Annotated in this window: 19 protein-coding genes; 9 read left to right on the forward strand and 10 right to left on the reverse strand. The window is 52.3% G+C overall.

Features of this window, described 5'->3' with window-relative positions:
- Window positions 1-31: 31 nt before the first annotated feature.
- The 3 genes from HX448_RS09025 to HX448_RS09035 all read left to right on the forward strand — a co-directional run bounded on the left by HX448_RS09025 (window position 32) and on the right by HX448_RS09035 (window position 2,989).
- Entirely contained in the window at window positions 32-226 is a 195-nt protein-coding gene (locus tag HX448_RS09025) for a hypothetical protein (protein ID WP_226846749.1), read from the forward strand.
- 101 nt (window positions 227-327) lie between these two features.
- Window positions 328-2,001 (forward strand): methionine--tRNA ligase, encoded by a 1,674-nt coding sequence (gene metG, locus HX448_RS09030; protein ID WP_102331575.1) that lies wholly within the window; start codon window positions 328-330, stop codon window positions 1,999-2,001.
- Window positions 1,967-2,989, forward strand: coding sequence for a polyprenyl synthetase family protein (locus HX448_RS09035; protein ID WP_102331576.1), 1,023 nt, complete (start codon window positions 1,967-1,969; stop codon window positions 2,987-2,989). The genes metG and HX448_RS09035 overlap by 35 nt, the downstream gene beginning before the upstream one ends.
- Before the next feature lie 130 nt (window positions 2,990-3,119).
- Here the strand turns inward: HX448_RS09035 and ftsH are convergent, their stop codons facing one another.
- From ftsH to HX448_RS09060, 5 genes are all read right to left on the reverse strand, one after another.
- Window positions 3,120-5,084, reverse strand: a complete 1,965-nt coding sequence (ftsH, locus tag HX448_RS09040; RefSeq protein WP_102331577.1) for an ATP-dependent zinc metalloprotease FtsH — start codon at window positions 5,082-5,084, stop codon at window positions 3,120-3,122.
- A gap of 59 nt (window positions 5,085-5,143) precedes the next feature.
- Window positions 5,144-5,980: a TIM barrel protein gene (locus HX448_RS09045; protein WP_102331578.1), complete on the reverse strand. Its 837-nt coding sequence runs from the start codon at window positions 5,978-5,980 to the stop codon at window positions 5,144-5,146.
- Between the two features lie 40 nt (window positions 5,981-6,020).
- Entirely contained in the window at window positions 6,021-7,244 is a 1,224-nt protein-coding gene (locus tag HX448_RS09050; RefSeq protein WP_102331579.1) for a hypothetical protein, read from the reverse strand.
- A 130-nt stretch (window positions 7,245-7,374) separates the two neighbouring features.
- On the reverse strand, window positions 7,375-7,647 hold the full coding sequence (locus HX448_RS09055) for a dehalogenase (RefSeq protein WP_102331580.1): 273 nt from the start codon (window positions 7,645-7,647) through the stop codon (window positions 7,375-7,377).
- Window positions 7,648-7,668: 21 nt separating this feature from the next.
- Window positions 7,669-9,237, reverse strand: a complete 1,569-nt coding sequence (locus HX448_RS09060) for a reductive dehalogenase (RefSeq protein ID WP_102331581.1) — start codon at window positions 9,235-9,237, stop codon at window positions 7,669-7,671.
- Window positions 9,238-9,855: 618 nt separating this feature from the next.
- Here HX448_RS09060 and HX448_RS09065 point away from each other — a divergent pair.
- Together HX448_RS09065 and rbr are read left to right on the forward strand one after the other, a co-directional pair.
- Window positions 9,856-11,277 (forward strand): hypothetical protein, encoded by a 1,422-nt coding sequence (locus HX448_RS09065; RefSeq protein WP_162486018.1) that lies wholly within the window; start codon window positions 9,856-9,858, stop codon window positions 11,275-11,277.
- Window positions 11,278-11,390: 113 nt separating this feature from the next.
- Window positions 11,391-11,966 carry a rubrerythrin gene (gene rbr, locus HX448_RS09070; protein ID WP_102331583.1) on the forward strand — a complete coding sequence of 192 codons (576 nt, stop codon included), beginning with the start codon at window positions 11,391-11,393 and terminating at the stop codon, window positions 11,964-11,966.
- Between the two features lie 198 nt (window positions 11,967-12,164).
- Here rbr and HX448_RS09075 read toward each other — a convergent pair whose 3' ends face one another.
- Genes HX448_RS09075 through HX448_RS09085 form a run of 3 tightly spaced genes read right to left on the reverse strand, consistent with a single transcriptional unit; the run spans window position 12,165 to window position 15,557 of the window.
- A complete protein-coding gene (locus HX448_RS09075; RefSeq protein WP_226846751.1) occupies window positions 12,165-12,803 on the reverse strand; it encodes a response regulator in 639 nt (212 codons plus the stop codon).
- The gene (locus HX448_RS09080) at window positions 12,793-14,574 is read right to left on the reverse strand and encodes a sensor histidine kinase (protein WP_102331584.1); all 1,782 of its coding nucleotides are present in this window, start codon (window positions 14,572-14,574) and stop codon (window positions 12,793-12,795) included. The genes HX448_RS09075 and HX448_RS09080 overlap by 11 nt, the downstream gene beginning before the upstream one ends.
- Window positions 14,574-15,557: a BMP family lipoprotein gene (locus HX448_RS09085; RefSeq protein ID WP_102331585.1), complete on the reverse strand. Its 984-nt coding sequence runs from the start codon at window positions 15,555-15,557 to the stop codon at window positions 14,574-14,576. Before HX448_RS09085 ends, HX448_RS09080 begins: the two co-directional genes overlap by 1 nt.
- Before the next feature lie 239 nt (window positions 15,558-15,796).
- Here HX448_RS09085 and HX448_RS09090 point away from each other — a divergent pair, with 239 nt between their 5' ends.
- The 4 genes from HX448_RS09090 (at window position 15,797) to HX448_RS09105 (ending at window position 19,284) form a co-directional block, all read left to right on the forward strand.
- Window positions 15,797-16,525, forward strand: a complete 729-nt coding sequence (locus HX448_RS09090) for a DUF998 domain-containing protein (protein ID WP_162486020.1) — start codon at window positions 15,797-15,799, stop codon at window positions 16,523-16,525.
- A gap of 56 nt (window positions 16,526-16,581) precedes the next feature.
- Window positions 16,582-16,998, forward strand: a complete 417-nt coding sequence (locus HX448_RS09095) for a hypothetical protein (protein ID WP_102331587.1) — start codon at window positions 16,582-16,584, stop codon at window positions 16,996-16,998.
- A 102-nt stretch (window positions 16,999-17,100) separates the two neighbouring features.
- Window positions 17,101-18,120 carry a putative zinc-binding metallopeptidase gene (locus tag HX448_RS09100; RefSeq protein ID WP_102331588.1) on the forward strand — a complete coding sequence of 340 codons (1,020 nt, stop codon included), beginning with the start codon at window positions 17,101-17,103 and terminating at the stop codon, window positions 18,118-18,120.
- Between the two features lie 30 nt (window positions 18,121-18,150).
- A complete protein-coding gene (locus tag HX448_RS09105; protein WP_102331589.1) occupies window positions 18,151-19,284 on the forward strand; it encodes a D-alanine--D-alanine ligase family protein in 1,134 nt (377 codons plus the stop codon).
- 2 nt (window positions 19,285-19,286) lie between these two features.
- Here the strand turns inward: HX448_RS09105 and HX448_RS09110 are convergent, their stop codons facing one another.
- Window positions 19,287-21,425: a B12-binding domain-containing radical SAM protein gene (locus HX448_RS09110; RefSeq protein WP_162486021.1), complete on the reverse strand. Its 2,139-nt coding sequence runs from the start codon at window positions 21,423-21,425 to the stop codon at window positions 19,287-19,289.
- Between the two features lie 68 nt (window positions 21,426-21,493).
- Window positions 21,494-22,120, reverse strand: a complete 627-nt coding sequence (locus tag HX448_RS09115) for a DOMON domain-containing protein (RefSeq protein WP_102331591.1) — start codon at window positions 22,118-22,120, stop codon at window positions 21,494-21,496.
- Window positions 22,121-22,196 lie beyond the last annotated feature (76 nt).

Genomic DNA, 22,196 nt, shown 5'->3' on the forward strand with positions numbered 1-22,196 from the left:
GGAGGCAAAGATGCGACGCGGATGTATTTCATTGGGTAATATTAAGTGCGACAAATGCGGCCGGATCATCGGGTATCCGGAGCGTTATCTTGTCGTCGACGAGAAAAACGGCGAAGAAGTCGCCAAGGGCGACACAGTGCGCTATTGCGTGGAATGCGCCCTGGATAAAGGTTATGCCCATTATCGCGAAGAGAAGGGCGAACGGACACTGACCTTCCTGCCGTAGGCAGAATAACCAATAAATCAAGAAATCAATGACCAAACAAATCCCAAATCCCAATCACCAATATTCAAGCGTTTGGACATTCGGATTTGGTCATTGAATAGATGACTGAACCGATCTTCATCGGCGTTGCCTGGCCCTACGCCAACAACCTGCTACACCTGGGTCATGTCGCCGGGGCATACCTGCCGCCTGACATTTTCGCGCGGTATCACCGCACCAAGGGCGACGATGTTTTAATGGTGTCCGGGTCCGACCAGCACGGAACGCCAGTAACTATAAGGGCGGAAACTGAGGGAAAATCACCAGCAGAGGTCGCCGCTTATTACCACCAAAAGTTCCTGGAAAGTTGGGCGGGCCTGGGCATCACTTTTGACCTTTATACTACCACCGGCACGCCGAACCATCGGGCGGTGGTGCAGGATATCTTCCTCAAGCTCCTTGAAAAGGGCTATTTATACAAGGACATCGTTTCCCAACCTTATTGCCCTAAGTGCAAACGTTTCCTGCCCGACCGGTATGTCGAGGGCGTCTGCCCATCCTGCAAGATGCCGGGGGCACGCGGCGATCAGTGCGACGCCTGCGGCAAGCCGATGAATCCGGCCGATCTTATCAACGCCTGCTGCAAGCTGTGCGGCACACCGCCGGAATTTCGCGAGACCGAGCATTTCTTCCTGAGACTGTCCGCCTTTCAGGAACCCTTACTTGAATGGGTCAAGGAGCAGGAGAGCCACTGGCGTCCCAATGTTCAGCGCTTTACGCGGAGGTACCTCGAAGAGGGGTTGCGTGATCGCGCTATCACCAGGGATATCACCTGGGGCATACCAGTGCCCCTGCCGGGCTACGAGAACAAGCGCATTTACGTGTGGTTCGAAGCGGTCATCGGCTACCTTTCCGCCAGCAAGGAATGGGCTGAGCTCAAAGGCGACCCGGAGGCATGGCGAAAATTCTGGCAGGAACCCTGCAAAAGCTACTATTTTATCGGCAAGGATAACATCCCCTTCCACACTATCATCTGGCCGGCTATGCTGATGGGTTACGGCGGCTTGAACCTGCCTTACGATGTGCCTTCCAATGAATTCCTGACTATCGAAGCCCAGAAACTATCCAAGAGCAAAAACCTGGCTATCTGGCTGGAAGATTTCCTTTCGCGATATCAACCGGACGCGCTGCGCTACATGCTCTCGGTGAACATGCCAGATACGTCCGATACCGATTTCTCCTGGCGCGAATTCGTGCGCCGCAATAACGATGAGCTTGTGGCGACTTATGGCAACCTGGTCAACAGGACACTCTCGATGCTGCAGAAGCATTTCGAAGGGCGGGTGCCCCAACACGGAGCCCTCGACGAAAGGTCGCTTGGCATGATCGCCAGGACCGAGGAAACTCTGAAAACCATGGATGAATTGCTTTATGCCTGCCGTTTCAAAGAAGCGATCAAAGCGGCGATGGCACTGGCATCCGAGACCAACCGGTATCTCGACGAAAAAGCCCCGTGGAAAACGGTGAAGATGGATAAGGCCGCCGCCGCCGATGGGCTCTATACAGCGCTCTGCGTCATCTCCGGCCTGCGAACCGCCTTTTACCCATTCTTGCCTTTCAGTTCGGAGAGACTGCATCGCTTCCTCGGATACGAAGGCACCATACAAGCTGACGGCTGGAAATTGCGCCGACCGGTCCCTGGTGCCGACCTGAACACGCCGGAAGCGCTTTATATTAAACTCGACGAATCTATTATCGAAGATGAAACCGCCCGCATGGGGCTTACCTCTACTTAAGACGCAGGTGGTTGAGTTGGACCTGAAAACGCTTTATGCCCCGGTCAAAAACGATCTAGCCGACGTCGAAGCCAACTTCAAATCCCTCGCCGATTTCTGGAAAAGGGATTTTCCGGACCTCCATGACATGCTCCGCCATATCCTGATGGGCGGGAAAATCCTGCGTCCAGCCCTGACATTCATGTCCGGCCGGTGTATTGATGGCAAAACCGGGCGCATCCTCGATATGGCCACGGCCAACGAATTGATGCACATCGCAACCCTTGTTCATGACGACGCTATAGACAGGGCCGACACCCGCCGCGGCCGCGTTACGGTAAACAAGTTGTGGGGTACCGAAAAGGCGATACTGCTGGGCGACTTCCTGTTCGCCCGCGCCGGCGAGTTCGCCGCCTCCACCGATAATCTGCGAGTGACCAAGCTATTTTCCCAGACTCTTGGAATCATTGCCATTGGCGAGTTGAGACAAGCCCGTGATCTCTATTCTCCGGCTCAAAACATGGAAGGCTACCTTCAGAGGATCGCCGGCAAAACCGCCGCCCTTTTGAAGATGTCAGCGGAATCCGGGGCTATCCTGGCCGGAGGCACCGAAGATCAAGTCCAAATTCTCACCGGGTACGGCTACAATCTCGGCCTGGCTTTCCAGATCGTCGACGACATCCTGGATTTCATCGGTACCGAGAAGGAACTGGGCAAACCCGTCGGCTCTGATTTGAGGCAAGGGACGGTAACGCTCCCCGCTCTCATACTGATGGAAAGGCAACCGAAGTCCAATCCCGTGGCACAATTCCTCGCAGGGAAAGACCGGGAGAAAAACATTGGCCTTGCCATCGAGCAGATTAAGAGTGGCGGGATCATCGAAGAATGCTACCTCGAGGCCGAGAAGTACTCTGAAAAAGCCATTGAACTGTTAGCGGGATTACCGGAAAGCACCTGCAGGGAAGCCCTCAAGGCACTTGCGGTTTATTTGGTCAGGCGGCGGAATTAGGCACCCAAGAATGGCAGGCCATGCCTTAATAAACGCCCCACCCTCTTATCCCTCTCTCGCCCAGGGAAAGGGAAGTTGAAAGAAGGGATGAAAAAAGGGGCGGGTCTTAACCCACCCTTTTTTTGCGTTTCTAGGCCGGGGCGATCGCTGGCGCAGCCGTGCCGGGTTCCATCGGCTTCTCCTTAGGTTTCAAAACAGGGTCGGCTTTCTTCTCAGCCGGCGCCTCGTTCTTGGCTATGGGCGGTTCCACCGGAGCGGTCGGAGCGGCTGCTGGCAAAGATTCGGTGAAGAGTTTTTCCAGCTCATCGCCTTCGAGGGTTTCCTCAGCCATAAGCTGCGTTGCGATGTGAACCAGGCGGGCTTTGTTATCGGTCAGGATGGTCCTAGCTGAATTGTAGGCGTTCTGAATCAAAGCCTCGACTTCCTGGTCGATGAGGTCAGCAGTCTTTTCACCGTAATCGCGCTGTTCATGGATCTCTTTGCCCAGGAAGACCATCTCTTCTTTACTGCCGAAGGTGCGCGGGCCAAGCTTTTCGCTCATGCCGTAAGAGGTGACCATCTTTTTAGCCAGGTTGGTGGCTTCCTTGAAATCCTGGGAAGCGCCGGTCGACATTTCGTTGAACATGATTTCTTCGGCGATGCGGCCACCCATGGAGATGGCGAGCTTCGCCTTGAACTGAGAGTCAGTGGCGATGTAGCGGTCTTCAGCAGGCAGCTGTTTGGTGTAGCCGCCGGCCATGCCCCTGGCGACGATAGTTATCTTATGAACGGGGTCGGCGTTGGGCAGCATGCGGGCTACCAGGGCGTGACCGGCCTCGTGGTAGGCGGTTATCTCGCGCTCGTGAGGCGAAACCTTGCGGCTCTTGCGCTCCGGCCCGGCGATAACCCGGTCGATGGACTCCTCAAGGTCGCACATCTCGATGGCTTTCTTGTCCTCGCGGGCGGCCAGGATGGCGGCTTCGTTCATCAGGTTGGATAGGTCGGCGCCGGAGAAGCCTATGGTCTGTTTGGCCAGGGTTTCCAGGTTAACGTCGGCGGCCAAGGGTTTGCCCTTGGCGTGGATGTTAAGAATTGCCAGTCGCCCGTGCAGATCCGGCATATCGAGGACAACGCGCCGGTCGAAACGACCGGGACGGAGGAGGGCAGGGTCGAGGACATCCGGGCGGTTGGTAGCGGCGATGACGATGATAGTGGTGTTCGCCTCGAAACCGTCCATTTCAACGAGAATCTGGTTCAGTGTCTGTTCCCGTTCATCGTGGGAGCCGCCGAGGCCGGCGCCGCGCTGGCGGCCGACGGCGTCGATTTCATCGATGAAGATAATGCACGGGGCGTTGCGTTTGGCCTGGTCGAACAGATCGCGAACGCGGGAAGCGCCGACGCCGACGAACATTTCGACGAATTCGGAGCCTGAGATGGAGAAGAAGGGCACCCCAGCCTCGCCGGCGATGGCGCGGGCCAGGAGGGTTTTACCAGTTCCCGGGTAACCGATCAGCAGTACGCCCTTCGGAATCCGGGCTCCAAGCGCCTGAAACTTCTCACGGGATTTCAAAAACTCGACAATTTCCTGGACTTCTTGCTTAGCCTCGTCTACGCCGGCGACGTTGTCGAAGCAGGTGGTGGGCTTGTCGACGTTGAACAGCTTGGCGCGGGAGCGGCCGAAGCTCATGGCCTGGTTGTTGGCGCCCCGGGCCTGGGAGAACAGGAAAATGATCATACCGCCGATAAGAAGCATCGGGATAAGGGTGCTTAAAAGCGAACCCCAATCGAAACTTGAAGGGCCTTTGGGGGTGATATCGATCCCCGCCGGATCGAATCCGGGAATTTCATAGATCGAAGTCAGCGTCTCTTTGTAAGTAAAAAACTCACCTGACGGGTCTCCCTGTTTGGGGTAATTGCCGGTGGTCGTGATGTTAATGCGATCGCCATCGATGACAATGCTTTTTATGAGATGTTCTTGAGAAAGGCTCACCATCGTATTCTGAGATATTTCGGTGGGCTTGTTCTGGTTGCTCGGGATGAGGATGGCGAAAATGACAATGCTGGCGATCAGCATGATGATATAGGCAATTGTGGTACGTTTCCAGTTAAATTTCATGGATGCCTCTGTTTACTACTCGGGGAACAAACTAGTTTACAGAATATTATAGCAACAATTTAGGTTCTTGGCGACAAATCAAGGTAAGTCCGCTGTAAAAGAAGGGTGTCTTCCTCGATGTTGGGGCTTTCGCAGATCAATAATCCGCCAGCTTTTACGTCCGCCAAGGCCTGGAGCAGTTCATCGTAGCGGAAATCCGATTCAGCCAGGTTGAGGTGCCGCCTTTCGCCGGTCTTGGCGTATTCAATGCCAGAAACGTGGAGGTGGAGATCGTCAAGCGACTCCCGTCCCAGTGCTTCGCCGACTCTGTTGAGCACCTCAGCAAATTCAGGGTAGCTGTTGTACCTCCCGGTAGACGCATGAAGATGAGCGAAATCTATCGCAGGAGCCACGCCCGGTAATTCCCTGGATAGTTTCAGGATTTCCGCCAGATTCCCGAATTGCGAGATTTTGCCAGCCAGTTCCGGACGCAAGGTAATCTCAGTCCCTTCATCAAGCAACTTCCCCAATACGACCTCCATCTCGGCCTTGATGGCATCATAGACGGTCTCAGGGCTACCCTTGAGGTAGTACCCGGCGTGAAAGACGATGGTTCTCGCCCCAGCCCTGGCCGCGGTGCCGGCTGCGTGGTGGAGGACGCCGCCAGCCTGCCGACGCCGGACCTCGTCGGCGTGATTGAGATTGAGGTAATAAGGAGCATGGCACGACAATTTAAGGCCAAGCTTCTTGCCCACGTAAGCAACCGGGGGCACCATGTTGTCTTTGAGGTAGACACCGCGGACAAATTCGATCTCCATGCCCCCAAGACCGAGTTCGGCGATGCGCTTGAGGCCGGCGACGGTGTCACCGTTGGTCTTAGTCGAGGCGGGAATACCGGCAGTTCCGAATAAGAGCATGATTGCTCAGTATAACATCTTGCGAGATGTTAAAAACTATTTAGAGTTCTACAGCCGAATCAATATCAGGAGTACCGAAGGTTCTCTCGCAAAGATGACAACGGTGACAGAGGTTTCTGCAATTTTTGAGGGTATATTCCAGTTTTCTTCCCTTTTCGGTTAACCAAAGATCACCCAAGAGCTTATTATTGATCCTGTCGACATCCAATTCGCCTCTGTCACTTAGATACGGGCCAAATCCCCAGATATGCAAAGGTTCGATCGCATTTTCTATTAATTCAGAGAATGAACCAATAAAATAGCCATTCTCGCCTTTGGGAATGAACTGCCAACCGAACATCATTTTACCTGTACCATGCGGGTGGATTTTATTTAATCTACCACTGTATTTAAAAATATCAACTAGATTCGCGTACTCCTTAAAGGTGTCGAGACTGGTCCAATAGCAGTTTGTACCAAAGCGAGGGAGGAGGCTTCCGCCATTTTTATCGGTCCACCGGTTGCAGGTGAGCGTACCCAGCTGGCTGTCCCAATAATTGATCTTCTTTAAATATATTTGCAAATCATCGTGTTCCCGTTTAAATGGGCAGGATGGCAGGCAGTCTTCCCACACCAATAAGCTCGTTTTAACGAGTTTCTCCGGGAATTTAACCCGGAAGCCCTCCACCACTTCTTTGACACGCTTGAGCTCATCAATGTTGCGGTTCAAAGAACGATCTAGCTGTACAATGTTATAACCAAGATAAAGATAGTCCAGGACCTGCTGAGAATTTGACACCTGCTGATTGACAGTGTTTTTCCATTTCATATCCGGAAATCGCTTCTGAAGCAGGCCTGTCCTCATCAGGTGGTTGTTTGCCAGCGTACAATTCCTGAGACCCCGATAGTAATATTCACCAACCCAATCGAGAAATGCCGAAACGACCCTGTCGTTTTTACTGTAGAACATTTCTACCGGAATATTTAACTGGTTTAACGTCAAAGAGATTTCGATGCCAAATTCAGTTTGGATTTTGAAGAGATTATCAACCTGGGCATCCGAAGCTTCCACACCCATGACATTGCCATACATAATTTCATGCGGTTTAGAATAAACATCGTAAATCTCTTGCTCTCGATACTTGTAGCGGAATGTTTTCCCGAAATAAATATCAAATATTTCGTTTTTGAATTTCTGTGAGGAATTCTTGATAGCTTCGTAGTAAAGGTTTGGTTCTTGCCAGTTGTCGTAATGGGCTATAGAGAATTTTTTACTTAGATCCATAAATCACCTGCCGAAATAATGGTTGATCGGAATAGCATTAATCTAGCGGATGAACCGTCCGGGTGCAATAAAAAGTTGAGACCGCAGGTACCGGTTTGGTACCTGCGGTCTATTCGAATTTAGATTACATTTAGGATGCTTTTTTTCTTCTTACAGCTAACTGCCAGGCTGCCACCATGAGAATCAATCCTGGCAGACCTACGAAAAGCAGGAACTTGTTGGCCGCGCTGGGGTTGAACTCATCCCTAACTTCAATGAAGTTCTGGGCAGCGAAAAGTACCAAGGCCAAGCCCACCAAGCCGATAATCCACTCATACCAGGAAAGGCTGAAGCCCTTGGAGCGCATGCCGAAGATGAGAGCTGCTGCGGCAAAGCCGATAATCAATGCAACCACTAACCACATATTACTAACCTCCGTTTTATTCTATTTGTATCCGCCGTGCTTGGCGCCGAGGGCGGTGGAGTAGCCGTAGGACGGAAGGGACATATCCCACCATTCTTCCTTAGCTTCGCCTTGCTTGAGGCCGAAACCAAAGGTCGTGTCCATCTGAGCGAAGAAGCCATTGAACAGGCTGGTGGTCGCCAGCGTGCCCCTGACCACATCATGGACCAAAGCGCCGTATTGTGAGTTGAAGACACACACGCCAAAGCACAATTGGCAACCGTTGGACAATGGGGCGCGGAACGCGGCACAAGTGATACCGTCGCTCCAGTAGGTCTTGCGGCCAAGCTTGTAGTACTCGGCTTCGCCTTCACCGACCGGGTTGAAGCCCCAACCGGGCAACGGCGGATGCTTGGGGTTAACGGACGAGGCATAAGGTTCATAGGAGATCTCTCGGCCGCCCTTGGGTTCGATAGACGCAGACGGGCAGTGATCCGCGCAGATTCCGCAGGATTGGCAGAAGCGCCAAATGCCGGCGTCGACGGGCTTAGTATGGGCCATTGGTAAATCGGAGTATAACTCAAACAGACCTACGGATGAGCCATGTTCGGGGCTGATGGCCATGATAGAATGGCGTCCGTTCTCCGCAAGACCTGATAGGACGGCGCCGGCAATGCCCGGCATGGCACCATATGGCTCGTCGTTCATGTGCTGGTAGCCCAAGCCGCGGATAAACATCTGGGTGCAGGCGCGGATATTCTCACGCAAGCGATAGCGGGTAATGTTGGCGGCGCTGAAGATCGCTGAATTGGGTGTGGTGCGGAAGGCTTCATGCGATTGCGGGACGGTATAGCTCAGGGTGTAAACACCGTGGTCAGGGATGGATGTCACCTGAGTGGCAGCATCATAGGAAAACTTAGAGTCATTGACCAGTTTCATTGGCTGGACAAAAGTTTCGGTCGGCGGCCAGGTGGTCTTACCTTCATAGGGGAAATAGGTCTGGGCGATGCTCTGCCGACCGTGAGTGGCAAGAAGTTTTTGGTGGTTGCCTTCCAGTGCGGCAGCTCCAATGTTGGAAGCGCCAAAATGGGCCATGGCTGCCTCCATCATCTTCAGGTTTTCTTCCGGCGTACCTTCCCAGCGAGGCACGCCCAAGTCGCTAGGTGTTTGTATGACAGCCAAGCGCTTATCGATAAACTTGTCGGTATCGAGGGCAGTAAAACCGACACCGCGGGAGGCGTTGTTGAGCGCCTGGTCTCTGAGCGTCAGACCCGGCTCGTTTTTAAGAATCTGTTGCTTCTTAGCCTCGGTCTGCTGGTTAATAAGGGCTGTATATTCTGCTAAGCCAAGATAACGGGCGATGATGGCGCCAGACTGAGTGCTGTGGAAACTGTGATGGCGCTTCATGATATCCCAATCGATATCTACGGTTGGTTCATCGACTTCTTTGACCCACCAGGCTCGTTTGCGCAATTCAGTAGATGATGACGTGAGCTCATCGATGTCGTGATACACCGGGGCGACCAGGCTGGCGCCTCCGACCGTTGCAGCTCCGAAGCCTAAAGCCTTCATAAAGGCCCGACGTGTGAGTGTGCTATGAAATTTGGACATCCCTTTCTCCTTATAGTTCAGCTAATTAATTCTAGATTTTCCGGTCTTTCCCGAATGTCATCTTTCTGTGAACACCTCCTTATTCTTGTCATTTATTTCCAAGAGGCAAAGAATCTGAACTCGTAAAAACGAAAAAACAACAAATTCATTGCCCTGACACAATCCGTCGGAATTTTTCATGAATCCCACTGTCTTTTGCAGAAACAATCGGAGTAGTTTTCTGCAGGGAAACATTCTAACAGACTAAGGGTTATAGTCATCGTACTAAAGAACTAGTACCTATGCTGATTTATTATTATTAATGTTCTGTGAATAATAGTTATGGAGCAGCTTGTTATTAGTTGATTAATGTGATTAATATTTCAGAACAATCGGAGTGTTTTTTGCAGGGAAACATTCTAACGGACTAAGGGTTATAGTCATCGTACTAAAGAACTAGTACCTATACTGATTTATTATTATTAATGTTCTGTGAATAATAGTTATGAAGTAGATTGTTACTAGTTGATTAATATGACTAATATTTCATACATATCAAACAATGACTCCTGTTGTGGGATCATACCCCCATCGGGCAATCAGTTTTTATGATGTCATGTTCTGGGCTATAATCGTTTGGTGCCTGAAACACCGAAAAACCTGAGTTTCAACGACCGAATCGGTATAGCATTCTGCAGCTTCCAACACCGCTTTTTCACTTCGAGATTGGCGCTTTTCCTATTCGCTATTGTCTTCCTAGTCGCAGCCGCTGCCAGGATCGTTGCGGCACCCTACTCCGCCACCCAAGACATAGCCCAATTCTGGTCTTTCGCCCAATTATTCAAAGAACACGGATTGGACTTCTACAGGTATTACAGCGGCTATGATCCGATAAATCCGTGGCAGGGATGGGGTTACGTTTATCCGCCAGTATGGATACTGATCCTGGGCATCGGCTTGGCGGCTGTTCCCGGGGCAATGGCCGATAAATTTTTCGTGGACACGGCCTGGCGAATCGCCGAGAAAGCGCCCATCATCGCCGCCGACCTTGCCATCGGGGTTCTTCTTTTCATCGGCATCCCCGGATCGCGCTGGAAAAAATTATTCTTTGCCGCTTTATGGATGCTAAATCCGGTCGCCTGGTACCAGTCAGGGGTGTTCGGGCAATTCGATGCCATCGCCTCCGCATTTCTCATCGGGTCGCTCATCCTGCTTGAACGGGGCCACGACCGCTGGGCGTTCGCCGTGGCCGCGCTGGCGGTGATGACCAAGCAGCATACCCTGATCCCGATCGCTTTCATGATGGCGGTGACTTTAAGGACCATGCCCTGGAAACGGTTTGCGGTGAACTTCGCGATTTTTGCGGGAGTCATCGCAGCATTCTCGTTGCCCTTCATAGTCACGGGCAATATCGTGGAATACACCAAAGCGGTGGTGCTGCCGGGGCAGGCGCCGGCTTACCAGGAACCGATGTTGTACACCTTCTCTGGCACGGGAGCGGCTTTGACTTACCTGCACGACCAATACGGCTGGGACACCTTGAGCTGGTTCGGCTATACTATCCCAGTCCTCATCATCGCCATCCTCGGCGGAATGGTGCTGGCATATTTCAAACGGCTATCGCCGCTCCGGGCGATGCTTGTTGGCATACTCCTGTTCATCGCGCTGTTCTATCGCATAAATTACCAGTACCTGGTGGTTTTCATCCCGTTGGCCATCCTGGCCCTGGCAAGAACCACCTACGTCTCGGAACGAATCCTCACGCTTTGGCTGGCGATTTTCCCGGCGGTCTGGCTATGGTATTTCGACGTGTCGTTCTGGTTCACCTACCTGACACCGGACCACCCAGAGGTGGTCCCATTTTTCGAACGGATCGGCCTAACCCACCTGACCGCCTCGGACACCGTTTATATGCGCATCGCTCTAACGATCGCTGTACTTTGCCTTGCATACACCTTCTTTGCTTTCACTCGATGGAAGCAACCTCATGCTGGCTCCATCCCGAGGTGGTCAAACATCAACCAGCCTTTCAATGAATTTGGTGGTCGCCGGATGGCGTAATATTATGTCATTATCAACTTGAGATGTTCCGCCACCGTTCCCGATTCAAAACAAGAGTTGATGTTCCATAGCGCTTGATATTATTATGACCATAACAAGAAAGGGAGGATTATATGAAATCGATCAGAGGCTCACGAACGGAAGTCAATTTATTAACAGCCTTCGCCGGCGAATCACAAGCCAGGAACCGCTACACCTATTTTGCTTCCGCAGCCCGGAAAGAAGGATTCGAACAGATAGCCAATATCTTTATTGAGACGGCTGAAAATGAGAAGGAGCATGCCAAGGTCTTTTTCAAGTACCTGGAGGGCGGTGACGTTCAGATCACGGCCAGTTATCCTGCGGGGGCAATCGGCACGACTCTTAAAAACCTTGAAGCGGCGGCGGCGGGAGAAAACCTGGAATGGACCAAGATTTATGCCGATTTTGCCCAAACGGCCAAAGAAGAAGGATTCCCCGAAGTGGCCCAGTCTTTTGAACAGATTGCCAAGGTGGAACGATTCCATGAATCACGATATAGCCGGCTGATTTCCAATGTTGTCAAAGGCGAAGTCTTCAAGAAAAGCGGCACGGTTAAATGGCACTGCATCAATTGCGGGTACGTCCATGAGGGTCCGGAGGCGCCACAGACCTGCCCTGCTTGCAAGCATCCCCAGTCTTTTTATGAAGTACTTGCCGAAAATTGGTAGGCTAATCATCATTAACAAAAAGATGGGAGACTTTCAGGTCGGCTACCCAGGCGATCGCGCTGACAGCTGCGGCGAGAAGTACCAGTAACATTTCCATCCTCCCGATTGATTTATGCTAAGAGCATAAAACAGAAATCCCCCCGGGAAATCGGCTTTCCGGGGGGATTTTTTGTATCCGGGAGGTGAGTTATTTACAGGTCATTTGACCAGTTTCTGTTTTAATGCCAGGGAGACGGCTTCTGTCCGGCTGGCCACTCCCAGCTTGGAAAGGACGTTGGAAACGTGGAACTTGGCGGTGGAGGGGCTCACCCCCAGCTTATCGGCGATCTCAGTGTTGGGCAGGCCGTCCACCATGAGCTTAAGGATTTCCTTCTCTCGGGCGGTCAGGTCATAGTCCCGGGCCGATGGGCTCCTCATCTCCTGGATGAGCACCTGGGTGGCCTCGGAAGAAAGTTTGGATTGTCCCGCCATGGCACCCCGGATGGCAGAGACCAATTCCGAGGCGGATACTGTCTTTAAGAGGTAGCTCATAGCCCCGGCCTTGAGCGCCCCATCTACCTGCTCCCGCTCCTTGAAACTGGTGAGAACGATGATCCTGATGTCAGGGTAACGATCGTGGATGGCTTTGGTGGCGGCTACCCCGTCCATTACCGGCATCAGGAGGTCCATCAGGATGACGTCGGGCTTGAAGCGCTCGACGAACCTGACGGCTTCGCTGCCGTCGGCCGCTTCCCCGGCCAGTTCCAGATCGTCTTCTGCGGCAAGCATAGCCTTGAGCCCGGAGCGGACGACGCTGTGGTCATCTACCAGCATTACACGGATAGGTTTAGTCTCCATTATCGTTTGCCTCCTTAACCGGCATCTGCCATTTCACGGTGACCATGGTCCCTTGACCGGGTTTACTTTCGATGGAAAGGTCGGCGCCGATCTCCCGGGATCTTTCGGTCATAATACCAAGTCCAAGGCTGCCCGGGCGGGTATGAGCCCGGTCAAACCCCTGGCCGTTGTCAATAACTCTAAGGAAAATGGAATCGTCTTCGCACCATAAATGAATCGATATCTGAGTCGCCTGGGCATGTTTGGCAACATTGTTCAAAGCCTCTTGGGCGATACGGTAGAAAGCGACCTTGACTTCCGCGCTCATGCCACACTCGTCATCAATCTTAAGGTCCACGGGTATGCGATGGCGAGTTCCGAACGACTCTACAAGCTGACGCAATAAGTAGTTGATCTCCGCATCGAGGAGGGCTTGCGGCCTTAATTCGAACAACAGAGTGCGCATTTCAGCCAGAGCGCCCCGGGTCAGTTGCTGTATTTCGGCCAACCTGCGATGTCCTTCCTCCGGATTTTTGTTCCATAACTTCGGCAAGACCTCGGCTATGATAGAAGCCGAAAACAATGTCTGGCTTACAGCGTCATGGAGTTCTCGTGCCAGGCGGTTGCGTTCCTCGGCCGCAACGTGCTCAAGCTTACCTTCGGTGGTCTGAAGCCGTTCGATCATCTGGTCAAACGAGCGCGAAAGCTGACCGATCTCATCGCTTCGCTCCATCGGTTTGATGCGTTTTAAAGCACCGGTGCGGGCAATGTCATTCGTCGTCGCGGTTAGAGTGACGATCGGTTTAGCCACGCCGTTTACAGCGCGGAAAATGGCGGCTGTACCCAGAAAAGCCATGAACATCCAGATACCGATAACGGCGGCACCCATGCGGCTGATGGGAATGTTGGTCTCGGAGGCGGACTGCTCAATGACGACCCCCCATCCGGTCAATCCCCCGACAGGGCTGAAAGCTGCCAGGATCAAACCGCGGGCAGGATCACGGTATTCCGCAAAACCCTCGTTACCGCTTAACAATGGCGTGAGAGAGTCCTTGATAGGTTGGCCCAAGCCCGATGATTCGGGGTAGGCGATAATGAACCCTTCGCGCGAAACGATGTAAGTGAAGCCGGTCTGACCGAAGGTGATTTGATCGATTCGTTCCCACATGGCCTGGAGATCGATCTCCAATACGACGATAGCCGCACTACCCTCTATCGGATTCAATGGCAAGCCCAGATAAAGGACAGGGACATTCCCCAGGTTTGTGTATTGAACTTCCGAGACATACGTGCCGCCAGTTGAGGACTGCCGGAAGGCATTCATCACCAGTTCGTCTACGCTAATCGGAGAACGGGTTAGGATATCGGCGCTTCTTAACCGGAGGAGGGAGTCGATGCTGTCATTCACGAAAAGCTTAAGCCTGCCCTGAGGGTCGAACTGATAAATGCCCCGGTACTGCTGCGGTGCCGATAAACGAAGCGATATCGCCGCCGAAGCCTGGGCATCCAGGTCGGGGCTCAGGAGTTCAAGGTGCCGGGTGAAATTCCGGGCATCGGCAAGAGTGCCGTTCATCTGGGAGTTCAGGTCACGGCTGATGATAGAGGCTGTCTGGACGTTGCGATCCCGGGTTTCGTTAAGCATCTGTTGCTGGCCAAAACCCAGAAAGGTGAATGCGATGATGGTCACAGCGACAATCCAGAAAATCGCGCTGGACACGACCAACCGGCGCCTTAAACTCACCGACGCCCACCGGATGATGCGAGACCATAGGGGCGGACGACTTGGAGACATTATTCTGCCTTTACCACGATCTGACCAGTGATGATTTTCTGCTTAAGTTCATCGAGGCGGGCGGTGATCTGAGGGGTGACTATATTCTGGTCAAACGGTCCCAGAGTCAGTCCGTTTTCTTTCAAACCAAGCGACCTGACACCCGGTTTGAATGAGTCATTGTACACCTCATCGACCAGCAACATGACCGCCGTGTCCACCCTTTTAGGCCGGTTACCGACCATGTTGCCGGGAGCCAGGTAGCGCTGGTCGCCGCTGGTACCGGTAACCAGCTTGTTTACTTGCGCTGCAGCCTGGATGATCCCGAGGCCGGTTTTTGAGGCGGCGTTATGGATGACATCCACGCCTTCGCCAAAACGCTTCAACGCCAATGACAATCCGACTGCCGGATCAGCGAAGGTTCCAGCAAAGTCAGTCAAAACGGTGACTCCCGGATCTTGGTATGCCGCCCCCTGGACATATCCGGTCATGATGCGATGGATGGCGGGGATGTCAGTGCCACCAATGACATCGACCTTCTTTGTTTTGGTCAGCATGGCAGCCAGGGCTCCCATCAGGAAATCACCTTCCTGTTCGCGATAGACGATGGAAGATACGTTATCCGCGGTCAGCTCGAAATCTATCCCCGCAAAATGCGTATCCGGAAACTCGGCAGCGACCGCCTGAAGACTTGCCATGTTCTCAAAAGCTACGGCGATAATCAGGTCATAATTGTTACGGGCAAACAGGCTGAGGGCATCTTTGTTAGCTTCCAAGGTGCCGGTATCTACAGTCTCAAAGCGGATGTTGTATTTCTTCTGAGCTTCGAGCAAACCGGCATAAGCCGAATCGTTGAACGACCGGTCGCCCAGGCCGCCGCTCCCCAGGAGAAGTCCAATATTCAGCACTTTGGCGGGTTGCGAGGGTTGGCTGCAGCCAAAAACCGGGATAATCAGAGAGATCGAAATTAGAATTATGACCAAACGCCGCCTGGCTAAAAACATAAGCTAACTCTCAGGTAACGCAATCGTCATAATCGTAAATGGGACATTAATAAATGTCAATCGAAATCTTTACGTTTTCCTCATAAAAGGCGCGACCTTATCCCGCCACAAGTCCAGTATTAAAAACTAGCCATTAATATAGTCAAAATCCGTCCATTTCCACGGCGTCAATAAAAAGCGCCGGTCTTATACTTGCCACTGTGAACATTTCAAACATCCGGGATAGAGCCAAATTCGAATTGAAAACACTGGGCAAATCAACCAGGCCTATCGGCAGGCAAGCTGCCAACGCATTATGCCTCGGTTTTCCGGCTGTTTTCCTGCTTGGCACGACCGCATTGGAGATATATCAGCCGGGATACAACCGGCTGACAAGCACCATCAGCGAATTGGTCTGGGGGCCGGCGGGGTGGCTAGAAAACATCTTGTTCCTGGTATTCGCCATTACCCTCGCGTTATTTGCATTGAGATTGCGCACCGCTTTCATACCTCTGGCTGCCGCCTCATTGGGATTCGTGCTTATTGCTATTTTCCCAACCAGGGCGATAGGTGGGGAGATAACGATGATTTCTTTAATCCACGAATACTCGGCTCAGGGAATCGCGCTAGCCCTGCCTGCGGCCTGCTTCCTTTTGGCAAAAAAGTTGGACAATAATGAAAAACATCGTTTCCTGGTCACCTGCAGCATTACAGCCGGGGTGATCGGGATTGCCGTAAATATCTGCGGTTTTTTGGCGCTGCACAACGAATCTGCCTGGGTCGGAGCGGCTGAACGACTCATAGTGTTGAACGGCCTCTTCTGGCTGCAGCTCGCCGGCATCCACCTTTGGCTCTTGCAAAAAGATACAACAACCGCTCAGCCTCCAAAACATTATCGCAGCTCGAGATTCTCCACAGCGCCCTGTCCGGCGGCAAATCCGGTTAGTACGGCCGCGACGGTCCAAAATGACACCTCAAGATGGTATTGACCCTTCGGCGTCAAGTTCATTGACGGCCAGGATTAGAAGTACTAATATAGCGGCATATGCTTGGGACAAAGATCGTCAGGGTCGCTGCTGTTGCGGTGTTGGCGGTTTCTCTTCTTCTGGCGTCAGGTTGCGATAGTGTCAAAGGCGTTTTTGATTCCAAAGACGACACGTCAACCACGACCGCTCTACCGGTAACATCCATGCCCAAACCCAAACCGGTGGTGAAATCCGTTGAAGCCACGACGAGCGGTATGGACAGTCACTACTACGCCATACTGGAAATCACCATCGAGAACAAAGGCTCCGACGGCACCGTGATCGTCAGGGCGACGCTGACCCAGGGCGGAGTCACCCAAACCAACGACATGATCACCAACCTCGATAAAGATAAGACACAGACCCTTCCCCTGGTTTTCCCGCTCAAATGGCAAGGCGGCGATTGGACTCAGACGGTCGACGTGATCGTCCCTTAAGTATCCCCAAACGTCTCTCTGCTTCTATCGCATCATCTCCTTATAATTTGCCCGTACCGATGGGATAAGATACATTGGTATTACGAGGCAAAAAGGATAAACGTGATTCCAGGAAACCCAACCGGAAAAGAACTTGCACCTTCTCAAGCCAGGCTCCTGTCGACCAGAATCGCCGACCTGCAACTATCGATACACGGGACCAGACTCGAATTCCTACTGAAAGATCTGTACAAGGAGCTTGAAACGGCGGGGCTGGCGAATTTCAAGCCGGAGGCTTACCTGTCTGACGAGTGGGGCTGCCCGGCGGGGGTGCCTGTCATCGGCATTCCGTTTTACCTGGCCAGCCCCGACCTATGCGAACTGGAATGCCGGGTTACCGGCGTCGAAGCGGAAAGCGACGATGAGATAATGATGTACCTCCGCCACGAAGCCGGACATGCCTTCAACTACGCCCACAAATTGTATGAACAGGCGGAATGGTCAAAGATATTCGGCAATTATAAGTCAGCCTATCGCGAAACTTACGGCGTAGTGCCATTCAGCAGCAAGTTTGTGCGGCATATTCCCGGATGGTATGCCCAAAAGCATCCCGACGACGACTTTGCCGAGACCTTTGCGGTATGGCTTACCCCGGGAAGCGAGTGGGCTAAAGTGTACAAGGGCACTCAGGCGTTAAAAAAACTGCTCTACGTCGATAAAGTAGCCGAACGGCACAACCACCAACCTACGGTCATCACTAAGAGAGCGCTGGACACGCCTGTTGAAGAGATGACGATGACCCTCGACTCATGGTACCGGACATTCTCGCAACACATCCATGAAAAACAAATCACTAACCCGATCCTCGATGAAGATCTGAAGAGGGCGTTTCCCGACGTTACCGGCGAACCGGCTGCAGGGGTCATCGAACAGGAAAAAATCCAGCTGGTCTACGAGATCAACAGGTGGACCGGGCTCGAGAGGCATATCGTGTCAGAATTGGTAGAAGAGCTGATAAAACGAACCGAAACGCTTGGATTGAAAATCGAACCGGCAAACAAAGAGGCCAGCCTGAAGACTTTTGCCATCATCGCGACTACACTGGCAACGAATTTTCTAAGCCGGGGAACATTCATCGAATAAAGTTTCACGGCAGACTCTGAGGATAGCAACATGGACAAGCTCAAGATAACCGTCCTTTTCTGGGAAGAGCGCGGGCCGGAAAAAGCGAAACATGACGAGGTCGTTGATGAGGTTTTCGCCGCACTGAAGGCATCCGGTCACGATGTAGCCCTGCTTGGGTTGTGCGACGACCTTCGGGAGCTGCTGGATAAACTCGATGAACAGCGGCCTGACCTGGTGTTCAACCTATGCGAACGCTTTGCCGATAACGACGCGTTCGAGATGAACGTCACCGCCGTACTGGAGATGGTCGGTCAACCGTTTACGGGGACCGGACCCCAGGGTATGGCCATGCGGCAAGACAAGGTCCTGACCAAGAAACTTCTTCAGTTTCACAACGTTCCCTACCCCAACTACGCCATTTTCGACAAGCACAACATCGAGTTTGCCGGAAAAATGCACTTCCCCCTCTTCGTAAAACCTCTAAAAGGCGATACGTCTCTTGGCATAGAGGGCTCGTCCCTGGTCACCGAATATTCCAAGATGGTTGAGCGGATCGATTTCATCCATAGCCAACTGAAGGAACAAGCCCTGGTTGAAGAGTATATCGAGGGCCGAGAGTTCTATGTGGGCGTTTTGGGCAACGATCAGTCTGAGGCGCTGCCTGTGATGGAACTTGATTTCTCCGGGTTGCCCGCCGGAACGCCGCGGGTGTTCGCCCGGAATTATAAAGACGAGTCGAGCCCAGACTATAAATTCGTAAATGTTGAAGTAGCCACCGACCTCAATCCCGAGACACGGGCCAGGATCACTGCGACGGGTAAGGAAGCGGCTTATGCTCTAAAAGTGAGAGATTACGCCCGGGTAGACATCAGGCTATCGCCCACCGGCACCGCCGTGGTCGTTGAAGTCAACGCCAATCCGTACCTGGAGCGGACCAGCACGTTTGCCCTGGCGGCGCTCCAGGCCGGCTTGGGATACAACACATTGATCAACCGAATCGTCGAAGCCGCCTGGAAGCGGTATGAACCGACGCCGTTTCTGGCTCAGTTACAAAAAGCCCGATCGGAGCGGGTGAGGACACGAAGACAGGTTTCTAGATTGATTGAAACGTGTGAAAAACCGGAGCTGGCCAAGGTCACTGAAACGAGGCCACCGGTCATCGGCACGAACCCGCCAGCTTAGTTTCAGATAATAGCCTTATCAGCGGCTAGATAACCCTCGTTTTTTAACTGATTTAAGGCGTCCAAGCAAAAAGCTTCAACCGCCGCCTCAGGAATATTGTGCCTTTGAGAAAGCTGCCTGGCGATCATCCGGATGGTACGCCCCCTACCCAACAGGTCAAGCATTTCAGAGACGTTGGGACCGATCGGCCTGATCTTTCGGTTTTCTGGATCGAAAAGAACGCGAACCGGCGAAGGCACCGCGTCACGTTCCCAGTTCAGAAGCAGGTTCTTCATGATGTCCGGTAGATCAAAATTGAGTGTGGTTCTAAAAACACCGGGGGATGTTTTAAGTTGAGAGTCAAGGGTTAATTCGACTCCCGGCGCCGAAACCGTCGGGGATCTCTTGATCTTTGTAAGAGCAGGATCCGTTGACTCGAAATGCGAGAGGTAGAGGAGCAAATCCTCTTTGGACAACAGATCCAGAACTCTACTCGTCGGATACTCTTTCGACAAGATGGCCCATGCCTCCCGGCTCAGTTCGGCAGCCCGCGAGCTTGAAATGCCACTGGACGGGGCATAGGAATAAACCATGGCCAAATCATCGAGCCGCGCCTGGCTGATCTTGATCCCGTAATCTCCCGGCATCCGCATGACCTCGGAACCTCGGCCCAGGGAAAAACTGCCGAGATTAAAGGAACGGATGATGCTGGCATTCTCCGAAAGAAACGTTATCGTTTCCTGGGCATCGTTTTCAGATTCGCCGGGAAAGCCAAGGAAGATGTACAGATGGTCCCAGATACCCGCGTTTACAAGGTTGCGGCAGACTTCGATTGCGGTATCTTTGTTGAAGCCCTTTTTCATTAAACCGAGAACCCGGTCGCACCCGGACTCCTGCCCCAGATAGACAACCCTGAAGCCAGCTATGTGCATCGTCTCGCAGAGTGCCGGGGTAAACTGCGGTTCGATCCGGATATTTGTAGAGAAGCGAAAATCCGTTTTGTCCTCGATCAGCCTCGAAGTTACCTCGCGCATGACCTTCGGGGCGATCGCTTCATCGGAAAAAGCGAAGTGCTTGACTCCATATTTTCGGTGGAGTGCCTCCAGGTCAGCAACGATTTTCTCGCCCGAGTGTGGACGGTACTTGTTTTCATATGATACGTTGTGCGAACAAAAGGCACATCTACCCCAGTAGCAGCCCCGTGAAGCCAGAACAGGCAACACCGGATCCGGGGCGAGGTATTCTTGAAGAGGCAACCCGTCGAAATCAGGCGCCGGGAGCCCTTCCATTGGTTCGGGTGGGGACACCTGGTTCGCTCTGACACTTCCGTCGTCGAAGTAAATCAGGTTCGGCACGGACTCAAGGCTCTGATGAGATTCAAGTCTGCGGACCAGTTCAAGCAGGGGGCGCTCGCCTTCAAGTACTAACAGGCTGTCGCAATATTCCTCGAACAATTTGCGATGACGGGTCAAGGAGTCGGCAAGCAACGTCACAACGTAGCCGCCAAGAACAACATGGCAGTCAAAATTCTTTTTAACCAGCCGCGCGAGAGTCAGGGCAGGAATTAATTGGCTCTCGCCGGCAATTGAGATACCGATGACCCCAGGGGCCTGTTCGCGAACATACGGCAATACATTTTTCTCAAAATATTCGAAATAGGGGTTTCCCTGAATGTTGGAGGTAAGTTTTTCGATGGTCTCAAACTTACCGTCGTATTCCGGCATCGAAAATGACATCAACTCAAGGCGAGCCGGGTAATGGGCGATAGAGACCGTTGTCAGAGCGTTTTCAATAGTCTTGCGGGCTGTATTTAGAGTTTCCGCATTATAGTAGCGCCGACCGCGAAAAACTTTAACGGCATCTTCTATGTTATCGGCGAGATGATACAAGGAAGACTTGGCTATGAAGATATCACTATAAACCTGTTGTTCCGGGCTGGCGGACAAGCGCGGTTTGGAATTGAATTCGTCGAATTTGGAATCCAACGCTGATTTCAAGGAACGTAAATATTTGCGAGTGAGGAATTGGTTGTATGATCCTACGTTCAGATCTTTCTGGACGGTCTCGACCCCGTTAGAGCGCAGAAAAGCAGCCAAAGAGGGCAAGGCGAGGTGTGGGTAATAAGGTACCCACTGCGGCGGAAAAAGAAGTAATACTTTCATGTTCATATTAAACAAATGAGGCGACAGGATTATACACCCTGCTGCCTCATTTGATGACCTACAAAATATTACTGAATTTCAATCTCGCTGTAACCCCGAGCGGCATGAGCACCGTTTTCCTCCGGATCGAAGCCGACCGCCCACATGATTTTGTTGGTCCCTTTAATTATTGTCTGATCCCGATTATCGCCGGTGTTCAGTTTGCGCTTGAACTCGATCAGGGTCGTATTGCCGTTGATCGAGCCGCTAGATTGCTCAACGTCATTTTTGCTATCGTTCGGATGAGGGCCGATGACGCCTGTGATAAAGGTATCGACAACGGTAGCTTTACCCGCCACGACGAAACCGATGATGGCATCGGTGTTCATCTTCTGCATCGACGGTGTCCAATTAGATGGCAGAAACCCAAGACCGACATACCCAGCACTGATCGGAGATGTTCCCTCCATTGCGATGTAGATGTAGGTCGAATCGGTGTTCCACCAAAGAGTGAAAGTATCACTGATAATCTTGGTCGATGTGTATTCACCCTCTGAAACGACGCCATCGGATTTCCAGGTGACACCACTGGAATTTGTGGTGCCGGATGGGGTTCCGTCGGTTCCTCCACAAGCTGTAAATAAACCCAGAAACAGTATTATACCCACTAAAGCAATAAGCGGGCTGATACCGAGGTGCTGGAGTTTTCGTTGCATTGGCTCTCCTCCAATTACTACGGGGTATTAATAATACGGGTGGGGAAAATCCCCACCCGTATTCTACAGAATAAAC

Source organism: Dehalogenimonas etheniformans (genome assembly GCF_014672715.2).
GTDB lineage: Bacteria > Chloroflexota > Dehalococcoidia > Dehalococcoidales > Dehalococcoidaceae > Dehalogenimonas > Dehalogenimonas etheniformans.

Coding starts and splice junctions, on each gene's coding strand:
- HX448_RS09045 (WP_102331578.1), bottom strand. CDS start 5,980: ATGCTCTTATTCGGAACTGCCGGTATTCCCGCCTCGACTAAGACCAAC.
- metG (WP_102331575.1), top strand. CDS start 328: ATGACTGAACCGATCTTCATCGGCGTTGCCTGGCCCTACGCCAACAAC.
- HX448_RS09055 (WP_102331580.1), bottom strand. CDS start 7,647: ATGTGGTTAGTGGTTGCATTGATTATCGGCTTTGCCGCAGCAGCTCTC.
- rbr (WP_102331583.1), top strand. CDS start 11,391: ATGAAATCGATCAGAGGCTCACGAACGGAAGTCAATTTATTAACAGCC.
- HX448_RS09060 (WP_102331581.1), bottom strand. CDS start 9,237: ATGTCCAAATTTCATAGCACACTCACACGTCGGGCCTTTATGAAGGCT.
- ftsH (WP_102331577.1), bottom strand. CDS start 5,084: ATGAAATTTAACTGGAAACGTACCACAATTGCCTATATCATCATGCTG.
- HX448_RS09095 (WP_102331587.1), top strand. CDS start 16,582: ATGCTTGGGACAAAGATCGTCAGGGTCGCTGCTGTTGCGGTGTTGGCG.
- HX448_RS09105 (WP_102331589.1), top strand. CDS start 18,151: ATGGACAAGCTCAAGATAACCGTCCTTTTCTGGGAAGAGCGCGGGCCG.
- HX448_RS09050 (WP_102331579.1), bottom strand. CDS start 7,244: ATGGATCTAAGTAAAAAATTCTCTATAGCCCATTACGACAACTGGCAA.
- HX448_RS09075 (WP_226846751.1), bottom strand. CDS start 12,803: ATGGAGACTAAACCTATCCGTGTAATGCTGGTAGATGACCACAGCGTC.
- HX448_RS09110 (WP_162486021.1), bottom strand. CDS start 21,425: ATGAAAGTATTACTTCTTTTTCCGCCGCAGTGGGTACCTTATTACCCA.
- HX448_RS09085 (WP_102331585.1), bottom strand. CDS start 15,557: ATGTTTTTAGCCAGGCGGCGTTTGGTCATAATTCTAATTTCGATCTCT.
- HX448_RS09035 (WP_102331576.1), top strand. CDS start 1,967: ATGAAACCGCCCGCATGGGGCTTACCTCTACTTAAGACGCAGGTGGTT.
- HX448_RS09115 (WP_102331591.1), bottom strand. CDS start 22,120: ATGCAACGAAAACTCCAGCACCTCGGTATCAGCCCGCTTATTGCTTTA.
- HX448_RS09080 (WP_102331584.1), bottom strand. CDS start 14,574: ATGTCTCCAAGTCGTCCGCCCCTATGGTCTCGCATCATCCGGTGGGCG.